Origin of the sequence: Streptococcus symci (assembly GCF_006385165.1) — a bacterium.
Lineage (GTDB): Bacteria > Bacillota > Bacilli > Lactobacillales > Streptococcaceae > Streptococcus > Streptococcus symci.
Map to the genome: position 1 here is coordinate 37,336 of NZ_VFJA01000005.1, position 23,058 is coordinate 60,393.

Below are 23,058 nucleotides of genomic sequence, written 5' to 3' on the forward strand. Positions count from 1 at the left end.
GATCAAAGCTCGCTGTTTATTTTTTATCGAAAAGACTTAGTCTTCTTTTCTTTTAGTGAGTCCATAAGCTGCTAGTGAGGCCATGAGTCCTGCGACTACTAGTCCTGCAGAATCGTGACTTCCTGTTTCAGGAAGTTTTTTCTCTGTTGCCACAGGAGCTGGACCTTTAGGAAGAGCTTTGTTTTCCTCAGCAGGAGCAGTTGATGGAGCTGGTTGGCTTGGGATTTCTAGTTTTGGTTTTTCTTCAGCAATAGCGGCTTGTCCGTTTTCATCGCCTACATGTGTTACCATAGTTCCGACTTCGACTATTTGAGTAACAGCTTCCTGTGCTACGACACTATTTACAAGTGTTTTCACTTCCTTGCCATCAACAGTGCTCACAGAGTAGAAGTTTGTACGGTGCCCGTTGACACCTTTAGCAATGACTTGTGTTTTTCCTTTGAGCAAGAGTGGATTTTCACGAGTCACTGTGGTAAATGGAATTTCTTCTTCTTGGATATCCAGTCTAGGTTTTGTTTCTGCAACTGGAGCAAGATCATGTTCATCGCCTACATGTGTTACCAGGGTTCCGACTTCAACAATTTGCGTAACTGCTTCTTTGGTTACAAGACTATCTACAAGTGTTTTCACTTCCTTGTCATCAACAGTGCTTACAGAGTAGAAGTTTGTACGGCGACCGTTGACACCTTTAGTAATGACTTGTGTTTTTCCTTTGAGTAAGAGTGGATTTTCACGAGTTACTGTGGTAAATGGAATTTCTTCTTCTTGGATATCCAGTCTAGGTTTTACCTCAGTAGTTGGTGCAAGACCACTTTCATCACCCTTGTGAGTTACAGGAGCGCCGACTTCAACCACTTGGTTTACAACTTCTTTGGTTACCTGGCTATCAAGGACTGTTTCTGTTGTTTTTCCATTTTCAGTGAGTACAGAGATGTAATGAGTTCGTTCACCTTTGACTCCTGCTGTAATAATATTTTCCTGACCAGCTGGGAGGTTAGGATTTTCTTTCTTGATAACTTCAAATGGAATTTCTTCAGTTCTTGTGATGAGTTCTGGACTGGTTTCAACATTGGCAGCCACTTCATTTTCATCCAGGCTTCCTGAATGGGTTGCAGCTGGTTTGAGGCCTTGAAGAGCAGCTTTGAGCTTACCTACTAGTGCGTCTAGTTCAGCTTGTTTGCTGCGGTTGAGGTTGTAATTTAGAGCTGTTTTAGCTGCGTCAAGGGCCTCAAGACTTTCTTTACTATATCCTTCTAAGTTTGTAGGAATTTTAGCTAATTCTTCGCGGAGAGCATTATAATTAGCACGGAAGTAGTCTTTGTTGTGGTCTGCAAAGGCAGTCATGAGTTCAAAGATTTCCTCTTCCTTGTACTCAGCGCTTGGTCTATCTGCCCAGATTGAAAGCATACTTCCGACTGTTGGAAGATCTACTTCAGGATATTTGGTAGAAGCTAGTTGATTGAATGGTGTTTTTCCAGTATTCTCAATAGCTTTCTTGAGGAAACCACCACCATCTTCTGGTTTTTGACCGAGAATGTAGTACCAGTCACCGTTGGTATTCAAGAACTTATAACCCTTGCTTGCTAGATATTGAGGTGATGCAAGGTTGTAGCCCCACCAGCCTTTAGACCAGTAAGAAATCAATACATCTTTGTCAAATTGAACATCGTCCTTGTCCTCATAGTAGAAGCCATCGTTGAAGGCCATTGGTTGAAGCCCTCTTTCTTTAGCCATAGCAGCAAGGCTGTTAGAATAGTCTGCGAACTTGTTATAGAGTCCATACCATTTGAGGTAGTACCAACCTTGAGCGTTTGTCGCATCATTGGCATACTCATCTGTACCATAGTTGAAAATCTTTGATTTATCAGCAAAGTAATCCATATACTTACCGATAAGGGCTTTGGTAAAGTTAAGGGCTTCTTGATTTTCAAGGTCCATCGTGGTTTTTGAAACTTTATCAAAGTTGGCTTGAGGATTCGCGATGCCAAGTTTTTCCATGGCAACCAGCATAGCATCCATATGCCCTGGGCTATTAATAGCTGGAATCAGACCAATACCTTTTTCCTTAGCGTATTTAACAAGCTCTGTCACTTCTGCCTGTGTTAGTGCAGTACCGTTTGGATCGTCGTAGTAAGCTTTAGTTCCTTCGATAATAGCTTTTTTAACGTCATCACTAGCATAGGTTTTTCCGTTGGCAGTAATGGTCATATCATCGAGTAGGAAGCGAAGTCCGTCATTTCCTAGAAGGAGATGAACATCAGAATATCCGAGCTCACTGGCCTTATCTACGATGCGTTTGAGTTGGTCAAGAGTAAAGTATTTGCGTCCAGCATCGATTGAGATTACCTTGTTTTTGGCAAGTTTTTCAACCTCACGTTTAGCTTCTTCTTCTTTTTGAGCTTCTGGTGTGAAGGTCAAATTGCTGACTGCTTCTTGAAGTTTTGCAATTGCTTGGTCAATCGTGTCTTGTTGGGCACGGCTGAGGTTGCTATCAAGTGAACGGATGACTTTTGCCGCTTCGTTAACCGCTGCGACGCTTTCTGCAGTATAACGGTTAAGGTCTTTTGGTACCTCGTTAAGTGCTTTTTCTGCAGACTCATAATCAGCTGCGAAGTATTCAGCGTTAGAATTTGCGAATTGACGCATGAGTTTGAAGAGGCGTGATGGTGAATAACGTGCAGATGGAGTGTCAGCCCAAGCAGCTACCATACCACCGATGATTGGGATATCAGCTCCTTCTGTTTTTGGTACAGAAGTGATTGGTGTGTTTTTAATACCATTGAGCCCCTGATCGAGATTGTACCAGCCTTGGCCATCAGCGTTTCGTCCAAGAACGTAGTACCAAGCATCGTTAGTGTTTAGGATTTGGTGACCTTTTTCTACTAGAAGTTTAGAAGAAGCGACGTCGTAACCTCCCCAACCACCAGTCCACATTGAAACGATGATATCTTTGTCAAACGTTCCGAAGCTAGTATCACTATTGTAGTAGATACCATCATTGAAAGCCATTGGTTTTAGACCGTGCGATTTTACAATACGAGCTAGGTCATTGGCGTAGGCAATAAATTTTTCATATCCTTTTACAGGGTAGCCTTCGTTTGGATAGTATTTATCAGCTTGAAGAACGCTCCAACCTTTAGCGTTTGTTGCATCGTTGGCATATTCATCCAGTCCGATGTTGAAAATTTCAGTCTTTTTCGCGAAATAAGCAGCATATTTATCGATAAGGGCTTTTGTAAAAGCGACCGCTTGTTCGTTGTCAAGATCTACGGTACGAGCTGATTCCTTTCCAAAATAGCTAAAGTTAGGGTTTTGTATTCCCAATTCTTTCATGGCATTGAGGATTGCATCCATGTGACCAGGACTATTTACTGTCGGAATGAGACCGATACCTTTATCTTTGGCATAGTTAATCAGATCTGTCATTTGACTTTCTGTTAAGTGATTGCCGTTTGGATCGTTGTAATAATCATTTGTACCTTTTTCAATGGCACGTTTGACATCGTCACTGGCATAGGTCTTGCCGTTAGCTGTGATGCTCATATCGTCCAACATGAAGCGGAGTCCATCATTTCCGACTAATAGGTGTAAATCAGTGTAGCCATAATGTTTCGCTTTGTCAATGATTTCCTTGAGTTGTTCTGGTGAGAAATATTTACGTCCAGCATCAATAGAAACAATTTTCTTTTTAGCTAGTTTTTCATTTACAGTTGCAGCACGTTCCTTTCCTGCCTCTGTTGCCGGTTTGTCAGCCTCTGCTTTCGCTACATCTTTTTTAGCTGGTTTATCCTTGTCAGTATTTGACTCTTTAGAATCAGCCTCTTTCTTAGGGCTAGCTTCTTCTGCCTTTTTATTAGCAGTTTCTTTTTCAGCAGAAATTGGAGTTACTACTTCTGCTGTATCACTAGGAGTTGAACTAACTTCCTCTTGTGGTTTTTCTTCTGTTTTTGGAAGACTAGCTACCTTATCAGCAGCTGGAGTTTCTGTTTCTACAGTTTTTGGAGCTTCTGGTTGAAGCTCTGCTTTAGGTGTTTCCTCAGTCCGATTTTCGGATGATTGAGGGGAATCAGAAACCGTATGGATGGTCGGTTGGTTTTCTGTAGTAGTAGGAGTAACTCCATCGGCTGTAACAGCCTGTGCTTGGAAGGCGAATCCAATTAGAACAGAAGCTGCTCCTACAGCGTATTTACGAATAGAAAAACGCTGTTGTTTTTCATGTTTCATTGCAAAACCTCCTGATTGCATTGTTATATTGATAGCGTTTACATAAATCAACACCTTTATTTTATTTCTTATATTAACGAGAGTCAAGAGGAGATGACAAAAAACTATAATAAGTATAAAAAAATATAAAATTTAAACTTAAGATTTCAGATTGGTCGGAAAAGATACATATATATATCTAGTAGAATCTTTTTGGTTCTATTTCTATAAAATACTCCACAAATTATAGAATCTTCCAAAAATAGGTAAGCGCTACCTTTTTGGTGTGGTATAATAAGTATAGAAAAAGCCCAAGCGTTTAGGCTCAGGCTTTCTTCTTAGTGATCACGGTCACATGAAATGAATTTGATTTTGTAGTAATCCGCTCGTTTGTATGTTTCGCTGAATGCGAGAACTTGACCAGTAGACTCTAGTTTAGTAGTCTTGGTTTGTAAAACGGTTGGGAATTGTTCATCGACTCCGAGGACCGAAGCCGCATGTTCTGGAGTTGGAAATGCTATTTCATTGATTTCTTCAAAATGTTCATCATTCATGTGAATGTGGTAATCCAATTTGAAACGGTTATAGATAGAGCTATAATATTCAAGATTTGGATAATTTGCGTTGATGTATTGTTCTGGAATGTAAGATGTATGGTAGATGTAAACAACACCACCTGTTTCGCGAACGCGTTCAATCTTGTAGTAGAACTGATCTCCGCGTAGTCCGAGTTTTTCTAAGTAGCTTAGTTTGTTTCCACGCTCAATAGAAAGGACGGTAACTTTATCATCTTTAGTTTCAAAAACTTCTACATCTGAAAACTCTACGAGTTTATGTTTGCGTGCGCGTGAAACGAATGTACCCTTTCCTTGTTGACGGACAATATAGCCATCCTTGGCAAGGTCGTTTAAGGCGCGGACAACTGTGATAGAACTCACATCATACATTGCAATCAATTCAGCTTCAGTGTAGAATTTATCTCCACTGGCAAATTGACCAGAAATGATTTTGTTCTTTAACTCATCTTTAATATATTGATACTTTGGAATTGCCATATTTTCACCTCGATTTTCCTTCTCCGTTAAAGATTTTACCATAAAACTGGAAAGAATAGTAGCCTTTTGAATAAAAAAATTAGAATAATAGGCTATAAGGTTAATTTACATAGGAATAAATAGAAAAACCTACATTTTTATACATGGTGCTAAAATGTTGTTATGACTATAGATTACAAGATTTTTATAAGTTTTTTGTGTAAAATTTAGTGAAAAATGAAAAAAATTGTGAAAACCTATTGACAAATGCAAGATATTGAGATATATTTACTATATCAACAAATGAAAGCGTAAACTTTAGTTGTCAGAAGGTAAGAACATGACACGATTTGAGATACGAGATGATTTTTATCTCGATGGAAAATCATTTAAGATTTTATCTGGCGCCATTCATTATTTTAGGGTTCCTCCAGAAGATTGGTATCATTCGCTCTATAACTTGAAGGCTCTTGGTTTTAATACAGTAGAGACTTATGTGGCCTGGAATTTACATGAGCCTCGTGAGGGTGAGTTTCACTTTGAAGGAGCTCTGGATTTGGAGCGATTTCTTCAGACAGCACAAGATTTGGGTCTCTACGCTATCGTTCGTCCCTCTCCCTTCATCTGTGCGGAGTGGGAATTCGGTGGCTTACCAGCTTGGCTTTTAACCAAAGATATGAGGCTTCGTTCCTCAGATCCTGCCTATATTGAGGCTGTTGGTCGCTACTATGACCAGCTCTTGTCACGGTTGGTGCCACATTTGTTGGACAAGGGTGGCAATATCCTCATGATGCAGGTTGAAAATGAGTATGGTTCTTATGGAGAAGATAAGGCTTATCTGAGAGCAATTCGACAGTTGATGGAAGAGCGTGGCGTAACCTGTCCCCTCTTTACATCAGATGGTCCATGGAGAGCTACTCTGAAAGCTGGAACCTTAATCGAAGATGACCTCTTTGTAACAGGAAACTTTGGTTCTAAAGCTCCGTACAATTTTTCACAGATGCAGGAATTCTTTGATGAACATGGCAAGAAATGGCCACTCATGTGTATGGAGTTCTGGGATGGCTGGTTCAATCGTTGGAAGGAACCGATTATCACACGGGATCCGAAAGAATTAGCAGAAGCTGTTCGAGAGGTTTTGGAACAAGGCTCTATCAATCTTTACATGTTCCACGGTGGTACAAACTTTGGCTTCATGAATGGTTGCTCAGCTCGAGGGACTTTGGACCTACCACAAGTTACATCTTATGATTATGATGCCCTTCTAGATGAGGAAGGAAATCCAACTGCCAAATATCTGGCAGTCAAGAAGATGATGGCAACACATTTTCCAGAGTATCCGCAGCTGGAACCACTCTACAAAGAGAGTATGGAGTTGGATGCTATTCCACTAGTTGAAAAAGTTTCCTTGTTTGAAACCTTGGATAGCTTGTCAAGTCCAGTAGAAAGCCTCTATCCTAAAAAGATGGAGGAGTTGGGACAAAGCTATGGCTATCTACTCTATCGAACAGAAACAAACTGGGATGCAGAAGAAGAAAGACTTCGTATCATCGACGGTCGAGATAGAGCTCAGCTTTATGTCGATGGTCAGTGGGTCGAAACCCAATATCAGACAGAGATTGGGGAAGATATTTTTTATCAAGGTAAAAAGAAAGCGCTATCCAGGTTAGATATCTTGGTAGAAAATATGGGGCGTGTCAACTATGGACACAAGTTCTTAGCAGATACGCAACGTAAGGGAATTCGGACAGGGGTTTGTAAGGATTTACACTTCTTACTAAACTGGAAACACTATCCACTCCCACTAGACAATCCTGAGAAAATTGATTTTTCAAAAGGATGGACAGAAGGACAACCAGCCTTTTACGCTTATGACTTTACAGTCCAAGAGCCAAAAGATACTTACCTAGACTTGTCTGAGTTTGGTAAGGGAGTTGCCTTTGTCAATGGGCAGAACCTAGGACGTTTTTGGAACGTCGGCCCAACCCTCTCGCTTTATATTCCTCATAGCTATCTAAAGGAAGGTGCTAACCGCATCATTATCTTTGAAACAGAAGGTGAATATAAAGAAGAGATTTATTTAACTCGTAAACCTACACTAAAACACATAAAGGGGGAAAACTTATGACAATTGTAGGATGCCGTATCGATGGACGTTTGATCCACGGACAAGTAGCCAATCTATGGGCTGGAAAACTAAATGTTTCACGTATTATGGTTGTGGATGACGAAGTTGTCAACAACGACGTTGAAAAGAGTGGTTTGAAACTAGCGACACCACCAGGTGTAAAATTGAGTATTTTGCCAATTGAAAAAGCGGCAGCCAATATTCTTGCTGGTAAATACGATAGCCAACGTCTCTTTATCGTGGCTCGTAAACCAGACCGCTTCCTTGGTTTGGTCGAAGCAGGTGTACCACTTGAAACTCTCAATGTTGGGAATATGTCTCAAACACCAGAAACTCGCGCCATCACACGTTCTATCAACGTAGTGGACAAGGATGTGGAAGATTTCCACAAACTGGCAGAAAAAGGTGTTAAACTTACTGCTCAAATGGTTCCAAATGATCCAATTTCAGACTTTTTGAGCTTATTAAAATAGGAAAAAATTTTTAGGAGGTCATTGTTATGATACAATGGTGGCAAATTTTACTTCTCACTTTGTACTCAGCTTATCAAATCTGTGATGAGTTGACGATCGTTTCATCTGCAGGTTCCCCTGTATTTGCTGGTTTCATTACTGGTTTAATTATGGGAGATGTGACTACTGGTCTGCTTATCGGTGGTAACTTGCAATTGTTCGTTCTTGGGGTTGGTACCTTTGGTGGTGCTTCTCGTATTGACGCAACTTCTGGTGCGGTTCTTGCGACAGCCTTCTCTGTTTCACAAGGAATTGATACAGCACTTGCGATTACAACAATCGCTGTGCCAGTAGCAGCTCTCTTGACTTACTTCGACGTTCTTGGACGTATGACAACTACTTTCTTCGCTCACCGTGTGGATGCTGCAATCGAACGCTTTGACTATAAAGGTATCGAACGCAACTACCTACTTGGTGCGATTCCTTGGGCTTTATCTCGTGCCCTTCCAGTCTTCTTCGCGCTTGCCTTTGGTGGTGCCTTCGTACAATCAGTAGTAGACTTAGTTGAAGCCTATAAATGGGTTGCGGATGGTTTGACACTTGCAGGTCGTATGCTTCCAGGTCTTGGATTTGCAATCTTGCTTCGTTACCTTCCAGTTAAACGTAACCTTCACTACCTTGCAATGGGATTTGGTTTGACAGCTATGTTGACTGTTCTTTACTCATATGTAACAGGTCTTGGTGGCGCTGTTGCTGGTATCGTAGGTACTCTACCGAAAGATGTTGCTGAAAAAATTGGTTTCGTGAACAACTTCAAAGGTTTGTCTATGATCGGTATCTCTATCGTAGGTATCTTCCTTGCAGTGCTTCACTTCAAAAATAGCCAAAAAGTAGCTGTAGCAGCACCTTCTACACCATCAGAAAGTGGGGAAATCGAAGATGACGAATTCTAATTACAAACTTACAAAAGAAGATTTTAATCAAATCAACAAACGTAGCTTGTTTACTTTCCAATTAGGTTGGAACTACGAACGGATGCAAGCTTCTGGTTACCTTTACATGATCTTGCCTCAATTGCGTAAAATGTATGGGGATGGAACTCCTGAATTGAAAGAAATGATGAAAGTTCATACTCAATTCTTCAATACTTCACCATTCTTCCACACTATTATCGCTGGTTTTGACCTTGCCATGGAAGAAAAAGATGGTGTAGGTTCAAAAGATGCCGTTAACGGTATCAAGACAGGTTTGATGGGACCATTCGCTCCTCTTGGAGATACGATCTTTGGTTCACTTGTACCTGCGATCATGGGATCTATCGCTGCAACAATGGCTATCGCTGGCCAACCTTGGGGTATCTTCCTTTGGATTGCAGTTGCAGTAGCTTATGACATCTTCCGTTGGAAACAGTTGGAATTTGCATATAAAGAAGGGGTTAACCTTATCAACAACATGCAAAGTACTTTGACAGCTTTGATTGACGCGGCATCTGTACTTGGTGTCTTCATGATGGGTGCTCTTGTAGCAACAATGATCAACTTTGAAGTTTCTTATAAATTGCCAATCGGTGAAAAGATGATTGACTTCCAAGACATCTTGAACTCAATCTTCCCACGCTTGCTTCCAGCAATCTTTACTGCCTTTATCTTCTGGTTGCTTGGTAAGAAAGGTATGAACTCTACAAAAGCAATTGGTATCATCATTGCTCTTGCCTTAGGTCTTTCATTCATCGGTAAATTCTTACTTGGAATGGGCGCATAATTTATGGCTAAATCATTAATTTTGGTGAGTCATGGTCGTTTCTGTGAAGAGCTTAAAGGTAGCACAGAAATGATTATGGGTCCACAAGAAAATATTCATGCTGTAGCTCTTCTTCCAGAAGATGGCCCAGAAGATTTTACTGCAAAATTTGAAGCTGCTATTGAAGGATTGGATGATTTCCTAGTCTTTGCGGATCTTCTCGGTGGAACACCATGTAACGTGGTAAGCCGTTTGATCATGGAAGGTCGTGATATTGACCTTTACGCAGGGATGAATCTTCCAATGGTGATTGAATTTATCAATGCGAGCCTTACAGGCGCAGATGCAGACTATAAGAGCCGTGCTGCAGAAAGTATCGTAAAAGTAAATGATTTATTAGCTGGCTTCGATGATGATGAAGATGAATAAGATGTGACAACGTGAAAATCACAGGGAAAATAGGCGATAAGAGGATGGAGCGATGCTCCGACGATAATCGGTCTTTTTCCCAAAGATTTTAGTTGGAACTCGATTCAATAAGATGTGATATCGTGAAAATCGTTAGAGCATTTTATATAGAATATACATGGGAATGGGGCTTACTCCCATTCCCATATTTAATAGAAAAAGAGGAAATCAATGCTACATTATACAAAAGAAGACTTGCTCGAATTGGGTGCAGAAATCACTACACGTGAAATCTACCAACAGCCTGATGTATGGAAAGAAGCTTTTGAATCTTATCAAGCAAAACGTGAAGAAATTGCAGCCTTCCTACAAGGGATTGCTGATAAACATGACTATATCAAGGTTATTTTGACAGGTGCGGGGACTTCTGCTTATGTGGGAGATACCTTGGTACCTTACTTTAAGGAAGTATATGACGAACGCAAATGGAATTTCAATGCCATTGCGACAACAGATATCGTTGCCAATCCAGAAACTTATTTGAAAAAAGATGTGGCAACTGTCCTTGTGTCTTTTGCTCGTAGTGGGAACTCACCTGAAAGTGTGGCGACTGTTGATTTGGCCAAAGCCTTGGTGGATGAGCTTTATCAAGTGACGATTACTTGTGCAGCAGATGGTAAATTGGCTCTTCAAGCTCATGGAGATGACCGCAATCTTTTGCTTTTGCAACCAGCTGCTTCCAATGATGCTGGATTTGCTATGACTTCTAGCTTTACGTCTATGATGTTGACAGCTCTCTTGGTCTTTGATCCTACAGAATTTGCTGTTAAAGCTGAACGTTTTGAAGTTGTATCTAGTCTTGCCCGTAAAGTTCTAGACAATGCAGAAGATGTCAAAGAGCTTGTTGACCTCGACTTTAACCGTGTCATCTATCTAGGCGCTGGTCCTTTCTTTGGACTTGCTCATGAAGCTCAGCTCAAAATTTTGGAACTGACTGCTGGTCAAGTTGCGACTATGTATGAAAGCCCAGTCGGCTTCCGTCACGGTCCAAAATCTCTTATCAACGAAGATACAGTTGTCTTGGTCTTTGGTACAACGACAGACTACACTCGTAAGTACGACTTAGACTTGGTTCGTGAAGTTGCTGGTGATCAGATTGCTCGTCGTGTTGTGCTTTTGAGTGATCAAGCCTTTGGTCTTGAAAATGTCAAAGAAGTGCCACTTGGTTGTGGCGGTGTCTTGAATGATATTTACCGTGTCTTCCCTTACATCGTTTATGCCCAACTCTTCGCCTTATTGACTTCACTCAAGGTAGAAAATAAACCTGATACACCTTCTCCTACAGGTACCGTAAACCGTGTGGTACAAGGTGTTATCATTCACGAATATCAAAAGTAAGACAGTGTTTATGAATTCTTGACAAGAGGATTTGTAAACTATCAGATAAACCATAGATTGTCAGTAGGCTTTCTATGGTTTGTTTGCTTGAGAGAAATAGTAAAAGGAGAAGAGAATGAAAGCATACACAGAGCGTGTATTTGGAAATGTTGAGGGCAAGGATGTCTTGGCCTATCGTTTTGAGACGGATGGTGGTTACCAGCTTGAGGTCATGACTTATGGTGCGACTATCTTGCGCTATCTCACGCCTGACAAGGCTGGAAATTTTGCCAATGTTATCTTGGGTTTTGATGATTTTGATAGCTATGTAGGCAATAGCCCCAAGCATGGAGCTAGCGTAGGTCCTGTGGCAGGCCGTATTGCAGGTGCGACCTTTGAGCTTAATGGCAAGAACTATGACCTTGAAGTCAACAATGCTAGCAACTGTAACCATAGTGGTTCAACTGGTTGGGATTCTAGCTTGTTTGAACTAGTTGAAGTGAGCGACCATGGTTTGACCCTCTACACAGAGCGTACAGCTGGGACAGGAGGATTTCCTGGAAATCTCAAGATTTGGATTAGTTATCGCTTGGAAGAAACTGGTGCCTACGAAATCAGCTACAGGGTAACGACCGATCAGGATACGTTGGTCAATCCAACCAACCACAGCTATTTCAACTTGTCTGGAGATTTCACGCAGACGATTGACCGTCATGTCTTCCAACTTAACACAGAGGGCATTTACCCAATTGCTCCCGACGGTGTTCCTGCCAAAACTCCAGATGCTACTCGTGATGTGGTTAAACACATTTACAATGGTGCCTTGTTGAAGGATATCTTTGCAGAAGAAGACGAACAAATCCAGCTAGTATCTGGTTTGGACCACCCATTTGCCCTTCCTGCAGGTCATGACAATGCTGGTTTCCTTTATGACCAAAACTCAGGTCGCTTCTTGCTTTTCAAGACAGAGGCTCCATGCTTTGTAGTCTACACAGCAAACTTTGTGGATGAGAGTGTCATCATAGGAGGTCAGCCAATGGTACAGCACAATGGGATTGCACTTGAAGCGCAAGCTTTACCAGATGCCATTCACAGTGATCTCAAAGACCAAGTCATTCTTAAAGCCGGTCAAACCTTTACAAGCAAGACACGTTATGAGCTTGTTGTGAAATAAAAATTTAGAAATATGATAGGTGTTCCAGAAGTTAGGTATCTAATTTTAGGAATGCCTTTTATTATTCCCTTATTTGCATATCTATCCCTAGAATCTTTTAAAAAGTTGATGTATAATGGGAAGAGTTGTATATTTTGCTATAAATTAATATGCTAATTTAAAAATATAAAAAGAGGGGAATATGAATTTCAAAACTAGTGGAGAAAAAAGACAGAATTTCTCATTGAGAAAATTGGCAGTTGGCCTTGTATCTGTAGCAGTTGCGTGTTTCTTTTTGATGGGAACTGGCCTACAGACTGTATCTGCCCAAGAATCTCATGCCGTTAATTATACTTATGTTTTAGAGTCGGATTTGACTGATGAAGAGAAGACTCTCTTAGTTACATCCCTACCACAAGTAGCGGAAGAAACAGATGCTACCTACTATCTTGTTTATCGAGCAAATCAAGTACTACCCAACACAGGAGCTAGCTCTTCTCTAGGAACTGCTGCCTTAGTGGCAGGCCTTAGTTTATTGATTGTAGTAGTTCTTAAGGGACGTGATGGCAAGAGTAAGATTAGTCGATTCTTGTTAGTAACCAGTCTAGGAAGCCAGTTGCTGTCTCCAACTGTCCTTGCCTTGACTAGCGAAACACTAGCTGCTTATAACACTCAACTATCGGTTCAGGCAGGAGATGCCTTGCCAGCCCCGGTTGATATTCCTGGTTATACATACATAGGATATGTGAAAAATAAAGTAGACGTTGTTAAGCAATCAGATAAACAGAAGGCGCATGACAGCAAGTCTAACTTAGAAAATGTAGATAGCTCAACGATAGAGGAACAACAAGGAGGAACACCTTCTCCTATAGAGTCTCAACTACAAAAAAACAATGAAACTGTAGTGCAAGCAAAGGGGAGCCAAGAGCCGGGTCATGAGGGCGATGCCCTAGTTCAACCCGTTCAACCGACTTATACAGAACCCGTTAGCACCCAAGGAACACAAGAGTCAGGTCATGAAGGCGAGGCTCTAGTTCAACCAGTGCAACCTGCCTACACAGCCCCAATCAGTACTCAAGGTACACAAGAGTCAGGTCATGAGGGTGAGGCCCTGGTTCAACCAGCACAACCGTCTTATACAGAACCCGTTAGCACTAAAGGCACGCAAGAGCCAGGTCATGAGGGCGATGCCCTAGTTCAACCAACGCAACCAGCGTACACAGCCCCAATTAGTACCCAAGGTACGCAAGAGTCAGGTCATGAGGGTGAGGCCCTGGTTCAACCAGCACAACCGTCTTATACAGCCCCAATTAGCACCCAAGGCACACAAGAGTCGGGTCATGAGGGCGATGCCCTAGTTCAACCCGTTCAACCGACTTATACAGAACCCGTTAGCACCCAAGGTACACAAGAGTCAGGTCATGAGGGCGAGGCTCTAGTTCAACCAGCACAACCGTCTTATACAGAACCCGTTAGCACTAAAGGCACGCAAGAGTCAGGTCATGAAGGCGAATCTCTGGTTCAACCAGAATTACCGTCTTATACAGGTCCAATCAGTACTCAAGGCACACAAGAGCAGGGTCACGAGGGTGAAGCTGCTGTAGCAGAGGCTCTTCCTGAACTGCCTTTGACAAGTAATCATCGTACAGTAACAGAAACCATTCCTCATGAAACTGAAGAAATTGAAGATGCGACTATCTTAAAAAATCATCGAGAAATTGCTCAGAAAGGAAAAGACGGTTTACGGACAATCGAGTATGAAGATTATCTCGTAGATGGTAAGGTGGAAGCTAGCAAGGAAATCTCACGTACAGAAGTAGCACCAACCAAAGAGATTGTCAAGGTTGGCAGTCTTGTTAAAACCAAACCAACAGTTGAAATCACCAATCTTGTTAAAGATGAGAGCAAAAAAGCAGTAGCAGTCAACTACCGCTTAGATGACCCAACGTCTGCTTTTGTTAAGGCCAAGGCCCAAATTTTTCAAAATGGAACACTGATTAAAGAAGTGGATTTGAAAGATTTATCCGTTCAGCAAACGATTGATGGTTTGGACTACTATACTCCTTATACAATTAAGACTTACCTGACCTATAATCTAGGCCAATCTGATCAGGAAAATACAGAAGTATCAACGAAAGATTTTCAATTGGACTATAAGAAAATTGAAATCAAAGATGTGGATGAAGTGGGGCTCTATGGTAAGGAAGATGGTCACTACCGTCGCTATCTGAATTTATCAGAAGTACCAAGTGATTTGTCACCTTATTTTGTCAAAGTCAAATCAGATAAGATGAAAGAAATGTTGCTACCAGTTAGCTCTATTAAGGAAACAGAGGATGGGAAGTACAAGGTAACCGTTGCCTTCAATGAACTGGTTCAAGAGAAAGATTCAGCATACAAGGATAACTATAGCTTCACAGTTGATAAGCAAAAGCTTGCCAAGGACGGTGTCTATACTTCTTTCAAGAAACTGATTGCTGCCATGCAGGGTAATCTAGCTGGAACCTTTAAACTTGGAGCTGATATGACAGCTGATGAAGTGTCCTTAGCTAAGGGACAAACCAGCTATGTGACAGGCACTTTCACTGGTAATCTTATCGGTGCGAGTGATGGGAAGCCGTTTGCGATTTATGACCTCAAGACAGCCTTGTTTGATAACTTGACCAAGGCTACTGTGAAAGATATTGACCTTAAAGCAGTAGCGATTAAGAGTCAAGATGACACAGCCAGCCTAGCAAAAGTGGCTACTAACAGCCAGATTAGTAATGTAGCTGTAGAAGGTCAATTGTCAGGTAGCAAGTCAGTTGCAGGTTTGGTAGCCAAGGCTCAAGATACAGAAATAAGCAATAGTTCATTTACAGGTAGCATTCAGGCTAAGCATACGGATGCTTCTCCTTACTATGTGGGAGGTATAGCAGGGCTCTTATCTGGTAATAAGGCTAAGATTGATAAGGTAGCTGTTGATACAAATATTTCTAGTAATGCCCGCAACAATGACCAATTTGCTGGAGGTATTGTAGGGAAAGTTCAAAGTGGTGCTTTGGTTTCTCATGCGCTAGCAAGTGGAACCATCCTCAATACGACAACCTATCCTCGCGTCGGAGGTATAGCAGGTTCTACATGGCAAAATGGCCGTATCCATCATGTCGTTAGCATGGTCAACGCTGGAGATGGTTATGCTATCACAGGAGACCAGTACAGGGGAGCGGACATCAAAGATGCCAGCACTGCAGTAGAGAACAAGAAGGCCGATCTCTATGTGACTCCAATCACCCAAGATCAGGCTAGAGAAAAGGTCCAGTCTTATGGTATGACAGTGACACTAGACGATACAGGTCAAACGCTAAAGGACAATCAACGAAGTGTGGACTATACTCAGTTAAGTCAAGGCCAAGCTAGTCGAAAAGTTGCTTATCACAATATCGAGAAATTGATGCCTTTCTACAACAAAGAGTTAGTGGTTCACTATGGAAATCAAGTCGATCCTACTGATAAGCTTTATACTACAGAACTGCTGGATGTCGTACCAATGAAGGACAATGACATCATCACAGATATTCAGGCCAATAAAGTAGCTATCAATAAACTGATGTTGCATTTTGCTGATAATACAATCAGTTATCTGGATGTCACCTACAAAGAAAACTTCAAAAATACACAAATTGCAGAGTACAGCGTAGCAGGTAAAAACTTTATCTTTACACCAGAGGCCTTTTTATCTGACTATACGAAAGTGACTGATTGGGTCCTAGCAGATTTGCAAGGGGTCGAATATGACTCAACAGCCATGAGAAGAGTTCTGGGCATTGAGGCAGATGCGTCGCTTGATTCGCTATATTTGGACAAAGAATTTGAAAAAGTTAAATCCAATATCGGCGAACATCTCCGTAAAGTGCTAGCCATGGACAAGTCTATCAATACAATGGGAGATAGTGTAGCAACCTACATCAGTGAGAAAATCAAGAACAACAAGGAAGCTTTCTTGCTTGGTTTGACTTACCTCAATCGCTGGTACAATATCAACTACGATCACATCAATACCAAGGACCTCAATACCTATAAGTTTGACTTTGATGGCAATAGCACAGCTTCAACATTAGATACTATCATTGCCCTAGGTCAGAGCGGTATGGAAAATCTCAAAGCATCAAATAATATAAGTGCCTATGAAACAACACTGGCTGCTGCAAAAGGTCGCAAGACAGTGACGGATTTACTAGAGTCTTACAGAAAACTCTTCCTACCAACTAAAACCAATAATGAATGGTTGAAGACGAATACCAAGGCCTATATAGTAGAGAGTAAGTCAGCGATTCCAGAAGTGCGTGCTAAACAAGAGTCAGCTACACCAGATAGTAACTATACACTGGGAGTCTATGATCGTATTACGGCACCAAGTTGGAAAGTAAAAAACATGCTCCTACCTTTATTAACATTGCCAGAAGAAGATGTTTATGTGATTTCAAATCTTTCTACCTTGGCCTTTGGTGGCTACGAACGCTACCGTGACCGTGTTAATAATACAGTCTTATCAGGAGAAGAATTGCGTCAGTATGTCCGTGCTAAGGTCAACCAGTCGGCTGAATGGCAACGAGACCACTACGATATCTGGTACCACTTCCTTTCACCAGAATACAAAGAAAAACTCTTCCGTTCAGTCATGGTTTCAGATGGCTTTGGTATGAAAGATAGCAATAGCAAGTATTACTGGGCTACCCTGTCTGATAAGTCCATTGCTTCTATCTACAACTTCTTTGGACCAACTGGTAAGTGGTATGGGGAAAGCAAAGGAGCTGGAGCCTATGCCAACGGTTCTGATGTCCACTATGTCAGCGACCGCTTGTTGGATAAGTACGGAACATCTGTCTATACTCATGAAATGGTTCACAATTCTGACGGACATATTTACTTTGAAGGGAAAGGTCGTCGTGAAGGATTGGGAGCAGAGTTGTATGCCCTAGGATTGTTACAATCTGCTGACAACATAGATAAGGATGCTATTGTCTTGAACACCCTCTATAAAGGGGATAAGGATTCACCAACTCGCTTGCATACTTATGATCCGACAAGCCGCTTCACATCAGCCGTAGCCTTGCAAGAGTATGTTCACGGTATGTACGATGTCTTGTACACCTTGGACGCTATGGAAGCCAATGCCATTTTAACTAAGTCTAACGATGTTAAGAAAAAATGGTTTAGAAAAATAGAGAATTTCTACATTGAGGACAAGTACCATAAACAAACTCATGCTGGAAACTCTGTTCGTCCATTGACAGATGCTGAAGTAAGTAAACTAACCAGTCTGGATGCCTTGATTGACAATGATATCATCAACCGTCGAGCTTACCGTGATAAGAGTAACTATACTCGTAATGGCTATCATCTTATCAGCATGTTCTCACCGATTTATGCTGCCCTCAGCAATCCAAAGGGTGCGCCTGGTGACATCATGTTTAGAAAGACAGCCTACGAATTGTTGGCAGAAAAAGGTTATCAAGATGGGTTCTTACCATATGTATCCAATCAATATGCAGAAGAAGCTAAACGCAATGGGGATATTACCTATTCAGATTGGCTTAGGAAAGATGTGGGACTCATTACTGATAGCCTCGTATTGAAAAATGTCTTTGCTAATAAATACGGTTCATGGGCTGATTTCAAGAAGGATATGTTTGATCAACGTATTCGCAAGCAAGATCAGTTGAAACCAATCACCATTCAGTACGAACTTGGTGTACCAAACAGCAGCAAGGAGATTACAATTCGTTCAGCAGCCCAAATGCAAGAACTGATTAATCAAGCAGTGGCTAAAGATGTGGCTAACATTGACCGTACGACAAGCCATGCTCCTGCAAGCTGGGTACACTTATTAAAACAAAAAATCTACAATGCCTACCTACGTAGCACAGATGATTTCAGAGAATCGATTTATAAACAATAAGAAAACTCCCTCAGGCTATTCTGTCTAAGCCAGTCTATCTTGCAGATGGTCAGTCTTTGTGATAGAATAGCATAAAGTCCTTTTGAGGGGGAACTTGCTAGGAAATCCCCAAGCATTGTAACGGATGAACCACCCTCGCCTTTTTGTGAGGGTGGTTTTTCGTCTGTAAGAAGTAAATAATAGAGAAAGAGTGTATAGCATGTCGAGAATTGTCACTATCCATCCAGTCAAGGAAATCCATCGCTATGGCTTTGAGAGTACCCAGGTCTATCGAGCCCGCATAGCACGCCATCTAGGTTTGGAGTATGTCCACCTCGTTTCGAGTCCTCAGCTTCGTCCTGACTGGAAGAAAGACTTGATTAAGTTAGGATTTTTAGAAAAGGAATTGCTCTGTGTTCCGCATAGTTTTTCAGATATAGGCCATGCAGACTTATCAGTGAGACCAGAAAGTCTAACGCTAGCAGATGGAGATCAGGTGGAGCTCAATGAAGATGGCTTTGTGGCCTCTGTTACCCTAGGAGATGGCTCGGGGAGATATTACTATACCAAGGGTCCCTTCTTGTTTGAAGATTTCAAGGAAAAGGAACTTCGTTGGTATCACGAAAATGGAGAACTGGCCCTTGAAGGACGCTTTATCGATCCCTTCAAAGAACCCTCTCCTGTTACCATCTTTTACCCAGAGTATATCTATCGTATCGAGGGAGAAATCCGTTCTGAGGAGGACTTGCTGGTCAAGTTCCTAGCCAGATGGGCCCAGCAAACCGATCTCTTCATCCGTGATCAACAAATCGTTCCCAAACCCAGCCTCTGGCGTTATATGGAAAATACGGATAAAAATTATTACGAAGTCGTCCATGAAAATATTATGCGAGACTTACGCCTCGCCAATCTGCGCAAGACAAACAAATACTTGGTTGCCAGTGAAGTGTTGACTGATACATTAGCGAAACAAGGGTATGATACTAAGTTTTTACCACCAATGTTTACAGAAAAATTAGGTCGGCTAAGAAAAATCGGACCTGTTTTGGACTATTGCTTAGTGGGCCATATGGGAGAAGGCAAGAACGTTGAACTTGCCATTGAAGCCTTTATCGAACTCTACAAACGTGGCTCCAAGGCCCAGATTACCTTTTATGGTGGCACAGAGGAACGTCTAGAAGAGCTACGCAATCGCTACGACCTGCCACCAACCATTCACTTTAAAGGTATCGTTGACGAGGTTCCTTATCATCTCCACCAATGCTATCTGTCGGCAAGTTACACAGAATTATTTGCCAATGCCTGTGTCGAAGCCCTCAATCGAGGTTTGCTGGCTTTGTTATCAGATGTGGAGATTGCCCATCGTTTCTATGCTGGCCAGTCCAATGCCATCAACTTGTTTAAAACCAAATCAGAGTTGATTCAAAAGATAGAAGAGATGGAAGAGCCTGATTTTTATCTATCGAATGAAAAAAATCTAGCCTTAGCCTCTCGCTATTCTCTGGAAAAAGTAGCTCAAATATACAGAGAACTATTAGATAGGAACTTCTAGGATGTTGGGAATTCTAGTCACCCTATTGCTCTATTTCTACTTGATTTCCTGGATTGCCTATTGGAAAAAAGGGAGCGAAGAGGACTATTATCAGGTTAAGAAAGCTGTTCCAGTGACAGTTTTGGCCTTCCTCAGTCTTTGCGACCTTACTCAGCCCCATTTCCTTTCTGACTCTGGTGGGGAATGCCTATACAGGTAGGTCCTATCTCTGGTTTGCCCAGTGTGGCATCTTTCTAGCCATTCCACTAGCTCATCGCTATTTTCTGCCCCTCTATCAAAAGGGAAACTATGAGACAGCCTATCATCTTTTAGAGGATAAGTTTCAATCGGCTGGCATTCGTTCACTGGCTTCAGGACTTTTCATCCTCTACCAGTTGGGGCGAATAGCAGTGGTGACCTACTTGTTGGAGCCCTTTATCCCTATCAATTAGCTGGTCTTGTCAGGTTTACTCCTTCTTTTGACGGTCTATTATCTGGCAAGGGGTGGTCTCTGGGTTGTGCTGTGGACGGACTTCTTTCAAGGCTTGGTCCTACTGGCTATATTGGCCCTCTTTCTACCAAGAATTGCCCAATCTGGTTTAGTCGTGAATAGCAGTCAACAGCTATCTCACTTTGCAGAGACTCTGGATGGGAAGATGGTCTTTATCTTAGTTGCAGGAGCAGGTTTTAGTAGCTTGTTTTCCTACGTTTCTTCGCAGGATATCGTCCAACGTTTTAATAGCAAAATAGGGCGTCAGAAGATTGGAAAAATCTTATGGCTACAGGGACTCTTGTCCTTTGGGATTGCTAGTCTACTCTATCTGATTGGCTGCTTGATTCGTCAGGAAAATTTCGCTACCAGATCGACCAATCCTGTCCTCATTGCTTACGCTCGGGAGAGTCTGGCACCTTGGTTTGGTAGTTTCATCATGCTGGCTCTCTTGGCAGCAGGTCAATCCACAGTTTCTTCTAGTATGAATGCAATCGTGACCTGCTTGAAGTTGGATTTCGCTTGGACAAAAATTCGCTGGTCGCCAAGCCTCCTATCCTTTGTCTTAGCAGGTCTGTCCTGGCTCCTCTGCCTCTTACTCATGAGTGCAGAAATCTACTCCATCTACGAATGGATTAACGGCTTTATGGGTCTGACTTTAGGTGTGATTGGCGGTTTGTACCTCTTGGTCTTACTCCTCAAAAAACCGAGTTTACAACTAGCTAAAATCTATCTGGTCTTTAGTCTAGGAGCCTTGGTCCTCTATCATTACAGTGGTTTCTTTGCCAACCCAAATCCTTGGTTAAATAGCATCATTACTACTTTATCTGCTCTTTTTATCTCATTTCTAGGAAGACTATATGAAAGCAACATCTAAACCCATAGCCGTCATTTTGATCCGTTCGGGTTCACGCGGCTTAGTGGATAAAAATATCAAACCGCTTGCAGGCAAACCCTTGGTTTTCTATACCATAGAAGTCGCTCTAGCCTCCAAGCTATTTAGTGATATCTGGATATCCTCAGACTCACTAGCCTATCTAGAACTCTGTTGTCAAGCCTATCCAGAGATTCGTTGTGTCCACAGACCAAAAGAATTGGCCTTGGCAACAACCTCTAGCTTAGAAACCTTACGCGACTTTTTACAGCCCTTTGAGGAAGAGCAGGTCTTTGTCAATCTACAGGTGACCTCACCCCTGAGAGAGGTAGAGCATCTTATCGAGTCCTATCAGCTCTACTGTCAGTCTGGAGCCGATCATTTGATTTCCTGTGTCAAGGCAGACAAGAGTCGTAGTCTTTTCTTGCAGCTAGGGGAGTCACCTTTTATCCGTCCGCCTCAGGTTTCTAAGCACTATGCTCGGCAAAAAGAGCCTGTCTATTACTATCCCAACGGTAGTATCTGGATTTCTCGCAAGGACCTCTACCTACGAGATGAGACCTTTTACACAGATAAGACAGTAGCCTATGAAATGCCCAAACTCTATTCTTATGATATCGACGATGCCTTGGACTTTGAAGTCGTTGAGACCTTGCTGCACCATCACCACCTAGGAGAATCAAAGAGATGAAACACCTCATCATTGCTACAACGCCCTTGCAGGCTAAAATAGCCCAGCATATCAAGAGACTCTATCCTGATCAGGACTTTGTCAGTCTTTATGTCAGTCCTGTCAAAAATGCTCGTCAGGAGCATTATGCTAAGGATTTTGACCATATTCACTATCCTCAGACGGCAGAGGACTTGGTTCAGATTTGTCAGGAGCTAGCTGGCGACTATGACACCATTTTTTATGCTAGTTTTGACAATAGCTTGATTCTGGACTTGGTTGCTAGCTCTACTTACCAACACCTTATGAGTTTCGATGATGGCTATGCGGATATTTACCCCTTGGGTATGTATGCTTGGCCTCTCCAACCAAGTCAGGTGGGCTCTTTGGGCTTGACCAGAGATGACTTGATTGAGCGGACGGAAAAGCACTATACCCTCTATAGCAGTGATTACCATGTCGTGGCTAGAGAAAAGCTAGTATATCTGGAGCATTTTTTTGACCTGCCACAAGCACCCGTTTCAAATGGCAAGACAGTCAAGGTTCTGCTGGGGCAAAAGTTCTCTGAAGAGGACGATCAGATCTCCATCCGCTTTATCAGTACCTATGCCAAGGCCTTGGCCATTGACCTCTATCTACCCCATCCCAAGGAAACCTTCACTATCCCTGATGTGACCTACTTGGAGACGGAGCTGATCTTTGAAGATGTCCTAGCCCAACTCTTTCAAGAATACGAGTTCGTTCATGTCTATCATTTTACCTCATCAGTCAGCCTGCACTTGAAAGACCTTCCCCATGTGACCATTACAGGCATTTCCCTCCCCTACTATGAGGACCGTCAAAAAGAATTGCGACGCTTGGGCTGTCAGTTTGAAAGGGTTTCACTTGGCTGGTAGCATAAATGTATATTTTAAAATATGTAAATCCATACGCTATATGGATTTTTTATATATAAATATAGCAAAAAACTATAGTTTGAATGATCAAAAAGTATTCAAATTCCTTGTATAAGAGGTTTTAAAGTGTTAAAATTAAGTGTCTAATTTTGAAGTTTTCAAGCAAGTATTAGCATAATAAC

16 protein-coding genes are annotated in these 23,058 nt (G+C 41.9%); 14 read left to right on the forward strand and 2 right to left on the reverse strand.

Annotated features, from left to right (window positions below; all coding sequences use genetic code 11):
* Nucleotides 1-36: 36 nt before the first annotated feature.
* Together strH and FJN11_RS09660 are read right to left on the reverse strand one after the other, a co-directional pair.
* Entirely contained in the window at nucleotides 37-4,224 is a 4,188-nt protein-coding gene (strH, locus tag FJN11_RS09655) for an LPXTG-anchored beta-N-acetylhexosaminidase StrH (RefSeq protein WP_140224583.1), read from the reverse strand.
* A 317-nt stretch (nucleotides 4,225-4,541) separates the two neighbouring features.
* Nucleotides 4,542-5,258 (reverse strand): GntR family transcriptional regulator, encoded by a 717-nt coding sequence (locus FJN11_RS09660; RefSeq protein ID WP_042749780.1) that lies wholly within the window; start codon nucleotides 5,256-5,258, stop codon nucleotides 4,542-4,544.
* A 319-nt stretch (nucleotides 5,259-5,577) separates the two neighbouring features.
* Between FJN11_RS09660 and FJN11_RS09665 the strand changes: the two genes are divergently transcribed.
* From FJN11_RS09665 to FJN11_RS09720, 14 genes are all read left to right on the forward strand, one after another.
* Nucleotides 5,578-7,365 carry a glycoside hydrolase family 35 protein gene (locus FJN11_RS09665; RefSeq protein ID WP_140224584.1) on the forward strand — a complete coding sequence of 596 codons (1,788 nt, stop codon included), beginning with the start codon at nucleotides 5,578-5,580 and terminating at the stop codon, nucleotides 7,363-7,365.
* Entirely contained in the window at nucleotides 7,362-7,838 is a 477-nt protein-coding gene (locus FJN11_RS09670; protein WP_000156970.1) for a PTS sugar transporter subunit IIB, read from the forward strand. The genes FJN11_RS09665 and FJN11_RS09670 overlap by 4 nt, the downstream gene beginning before the upstream one ends.
* A gap of 26 nt (nucleotides 7,839-7,864) precedes the next feature.
* Nucleotides 7,865-8,770 (forward strand): PTS mannose/fructose/sorbose/N-acetylgalactosamine transporter subunit IIC, encoded by a 906-nt coding sequence (locus FJN11_RS09675; RefSeq protein WP_000617013.1) that lies wholly within the window; start codon nucleotides 7,865-7,867, stop codon nucleotides 8,768-8,770.
* Nucleotides 8,757-9,578, forward strand: a complete 822-nt coding sequence (locus tag FJN11_RS09680) for a PTS system mannose/fructose/sorbose family transporter subunit IID (RefSeq protein ID WP_070842459.1) — start codon at nucleotides 8,757-8,759, stop codon at nucleotides 9,576-9,578. Before FJN11_RS09675 ends, FJN11_RS09680 begins: the two co-directional genes overlap by 14 nt.
* Before the next feature lie 3 nt (nucleotides 9,579-9,581).
* Nucleotides 9,582-9,986 (forward strand): PTS sugar transporter subunit IIA, encoded by a 405-nt coding sequence (locus FJN11_RS09685; RefSeq protein WP_140224585.1) that lies wholly within the window; start codon nucleotides 9,582-9,584, stop codon nucleotides 9,984-9,986.
* Between the two features lie 210 nt (nucleotides 9,987-10,196).
* Entirely contained in the window at nucleotides 10,197-11,363 is a 1,167-nt protein-coding gene (locus FJN11_RS09690; RefSeq protein ID WP_049502318.1) for an SIS domain-containing protein, read from the forward strand.
* 115 nt (nucleotides 11,364-11,478) lie between these two features.
* A complete protein-coding gene (locus FJN11_RS09695) occupies nucleotides 11,479-12,516 on the forward strand; it encodes an aldose epimerase family protein (RefSeq protein WP_140224586.1) in 1,038 nt (345 codons plus the stop codon).
* A gap of 181 nt (nucleotides 12,517-12,697) precedes the next feature.
* A complete protein-coding gene (locus tag FJN11_RS09700; RefSeq protein ID WP_140224587.1) occupies nucleotides 12,698-18,436 on the forward strand; it encodes a ZmpA/ZmpB/ZmpC family metallo-endopeptidase in 5,739 nt (1,912 codons plus the stop codon).
* A 199-nt stretch (nucleotides 18,437-18,635) separates the two neighbouring features.
* The gene (locus tag FJN11_RS09705) at nucleotides 18,636-19,967 is read left to right on the forward strand and encodes a glycosyltransferase (RefSeq protein WP_140224588.1); all 1,332 of its coding nucleotides are present in this window, start codon (nucleotides 18,636-18,638) and stop codon (nucleotides 19,965-19,967) included.
* Nucleotide 19,968: 1 nt separating this feature from the next.
* The gene (locus FJN11_RS10875) at nucleotides 19,969-20,166 is read left to right on the forward strand and encodes a hypothetical protein (RefSeq protein WP_246039377.1); all 198 of its coding nucleotides are present in this window, start codon (nucleotides 19,969-19,971) and stop codon (nucleotides 20,164-20,166) included.
* Nucleotides 20,144-20,398, forward strand: coding sequence for a hypothetical protein (locus FJN11_RS10880; protein ID WP_246039378.1), 255 nt, complete (start codon nucleotides 20,144-20,146; stop codon nucleotides 20,396-20,398). The genes FJN11_RS10875 and FJN11_RS10880 overlap by 23 nt, the downstream gene beginning before the upstream one ends.
* 6 nt (nucleotides 20,399-20,404) lie before the next feature.
* Nucleotides 20,405-21,313 carry an SLC5/6 family protein gene (locus FJN11_RS09710; RefSeq protein ID WP_225902342.1) on the forward strand — a complete coding sequence of 303 codons (909 nt, stop codon included), beginning with the start codon at nucleotides 20,405-20,407 and terminating at the stop codon, nucleotides 21,311-21,313.
* Entirely contained in the window at nucleotides 21,297-22,001 is a 705-nt protein-coding gene (locus tag FJN11_RS09715) for an acylneuraminate cytidylyltransferase family protein (RefSeq protein WP_140224589.1), read from the forward strand. The genes FJN11_RS09710 and FJN11_RS09715 overlap by 17 nt, the downstream gene beginning before the upstream one ends.
* The gene (locus FJN11_RS09720; RefSeq protein ID WP_140224590.1) at nucleotides 21,998-22,876 is read left to right on the forward strand and encodes a glycosyltransferase family 52; all 879 of its coding nucleotides are present in this window, start codon (nucleotides 21,998-22,000) and stop codon (nucleotides 22,874-22,876) included. Before FJN11_RS09715 ends, FJN11_RS09720 begins: the two co-directional genes overlap by 4 nt.
* Nucleotides 22,877-23,058: the final 182 nt, after the last annotated feature.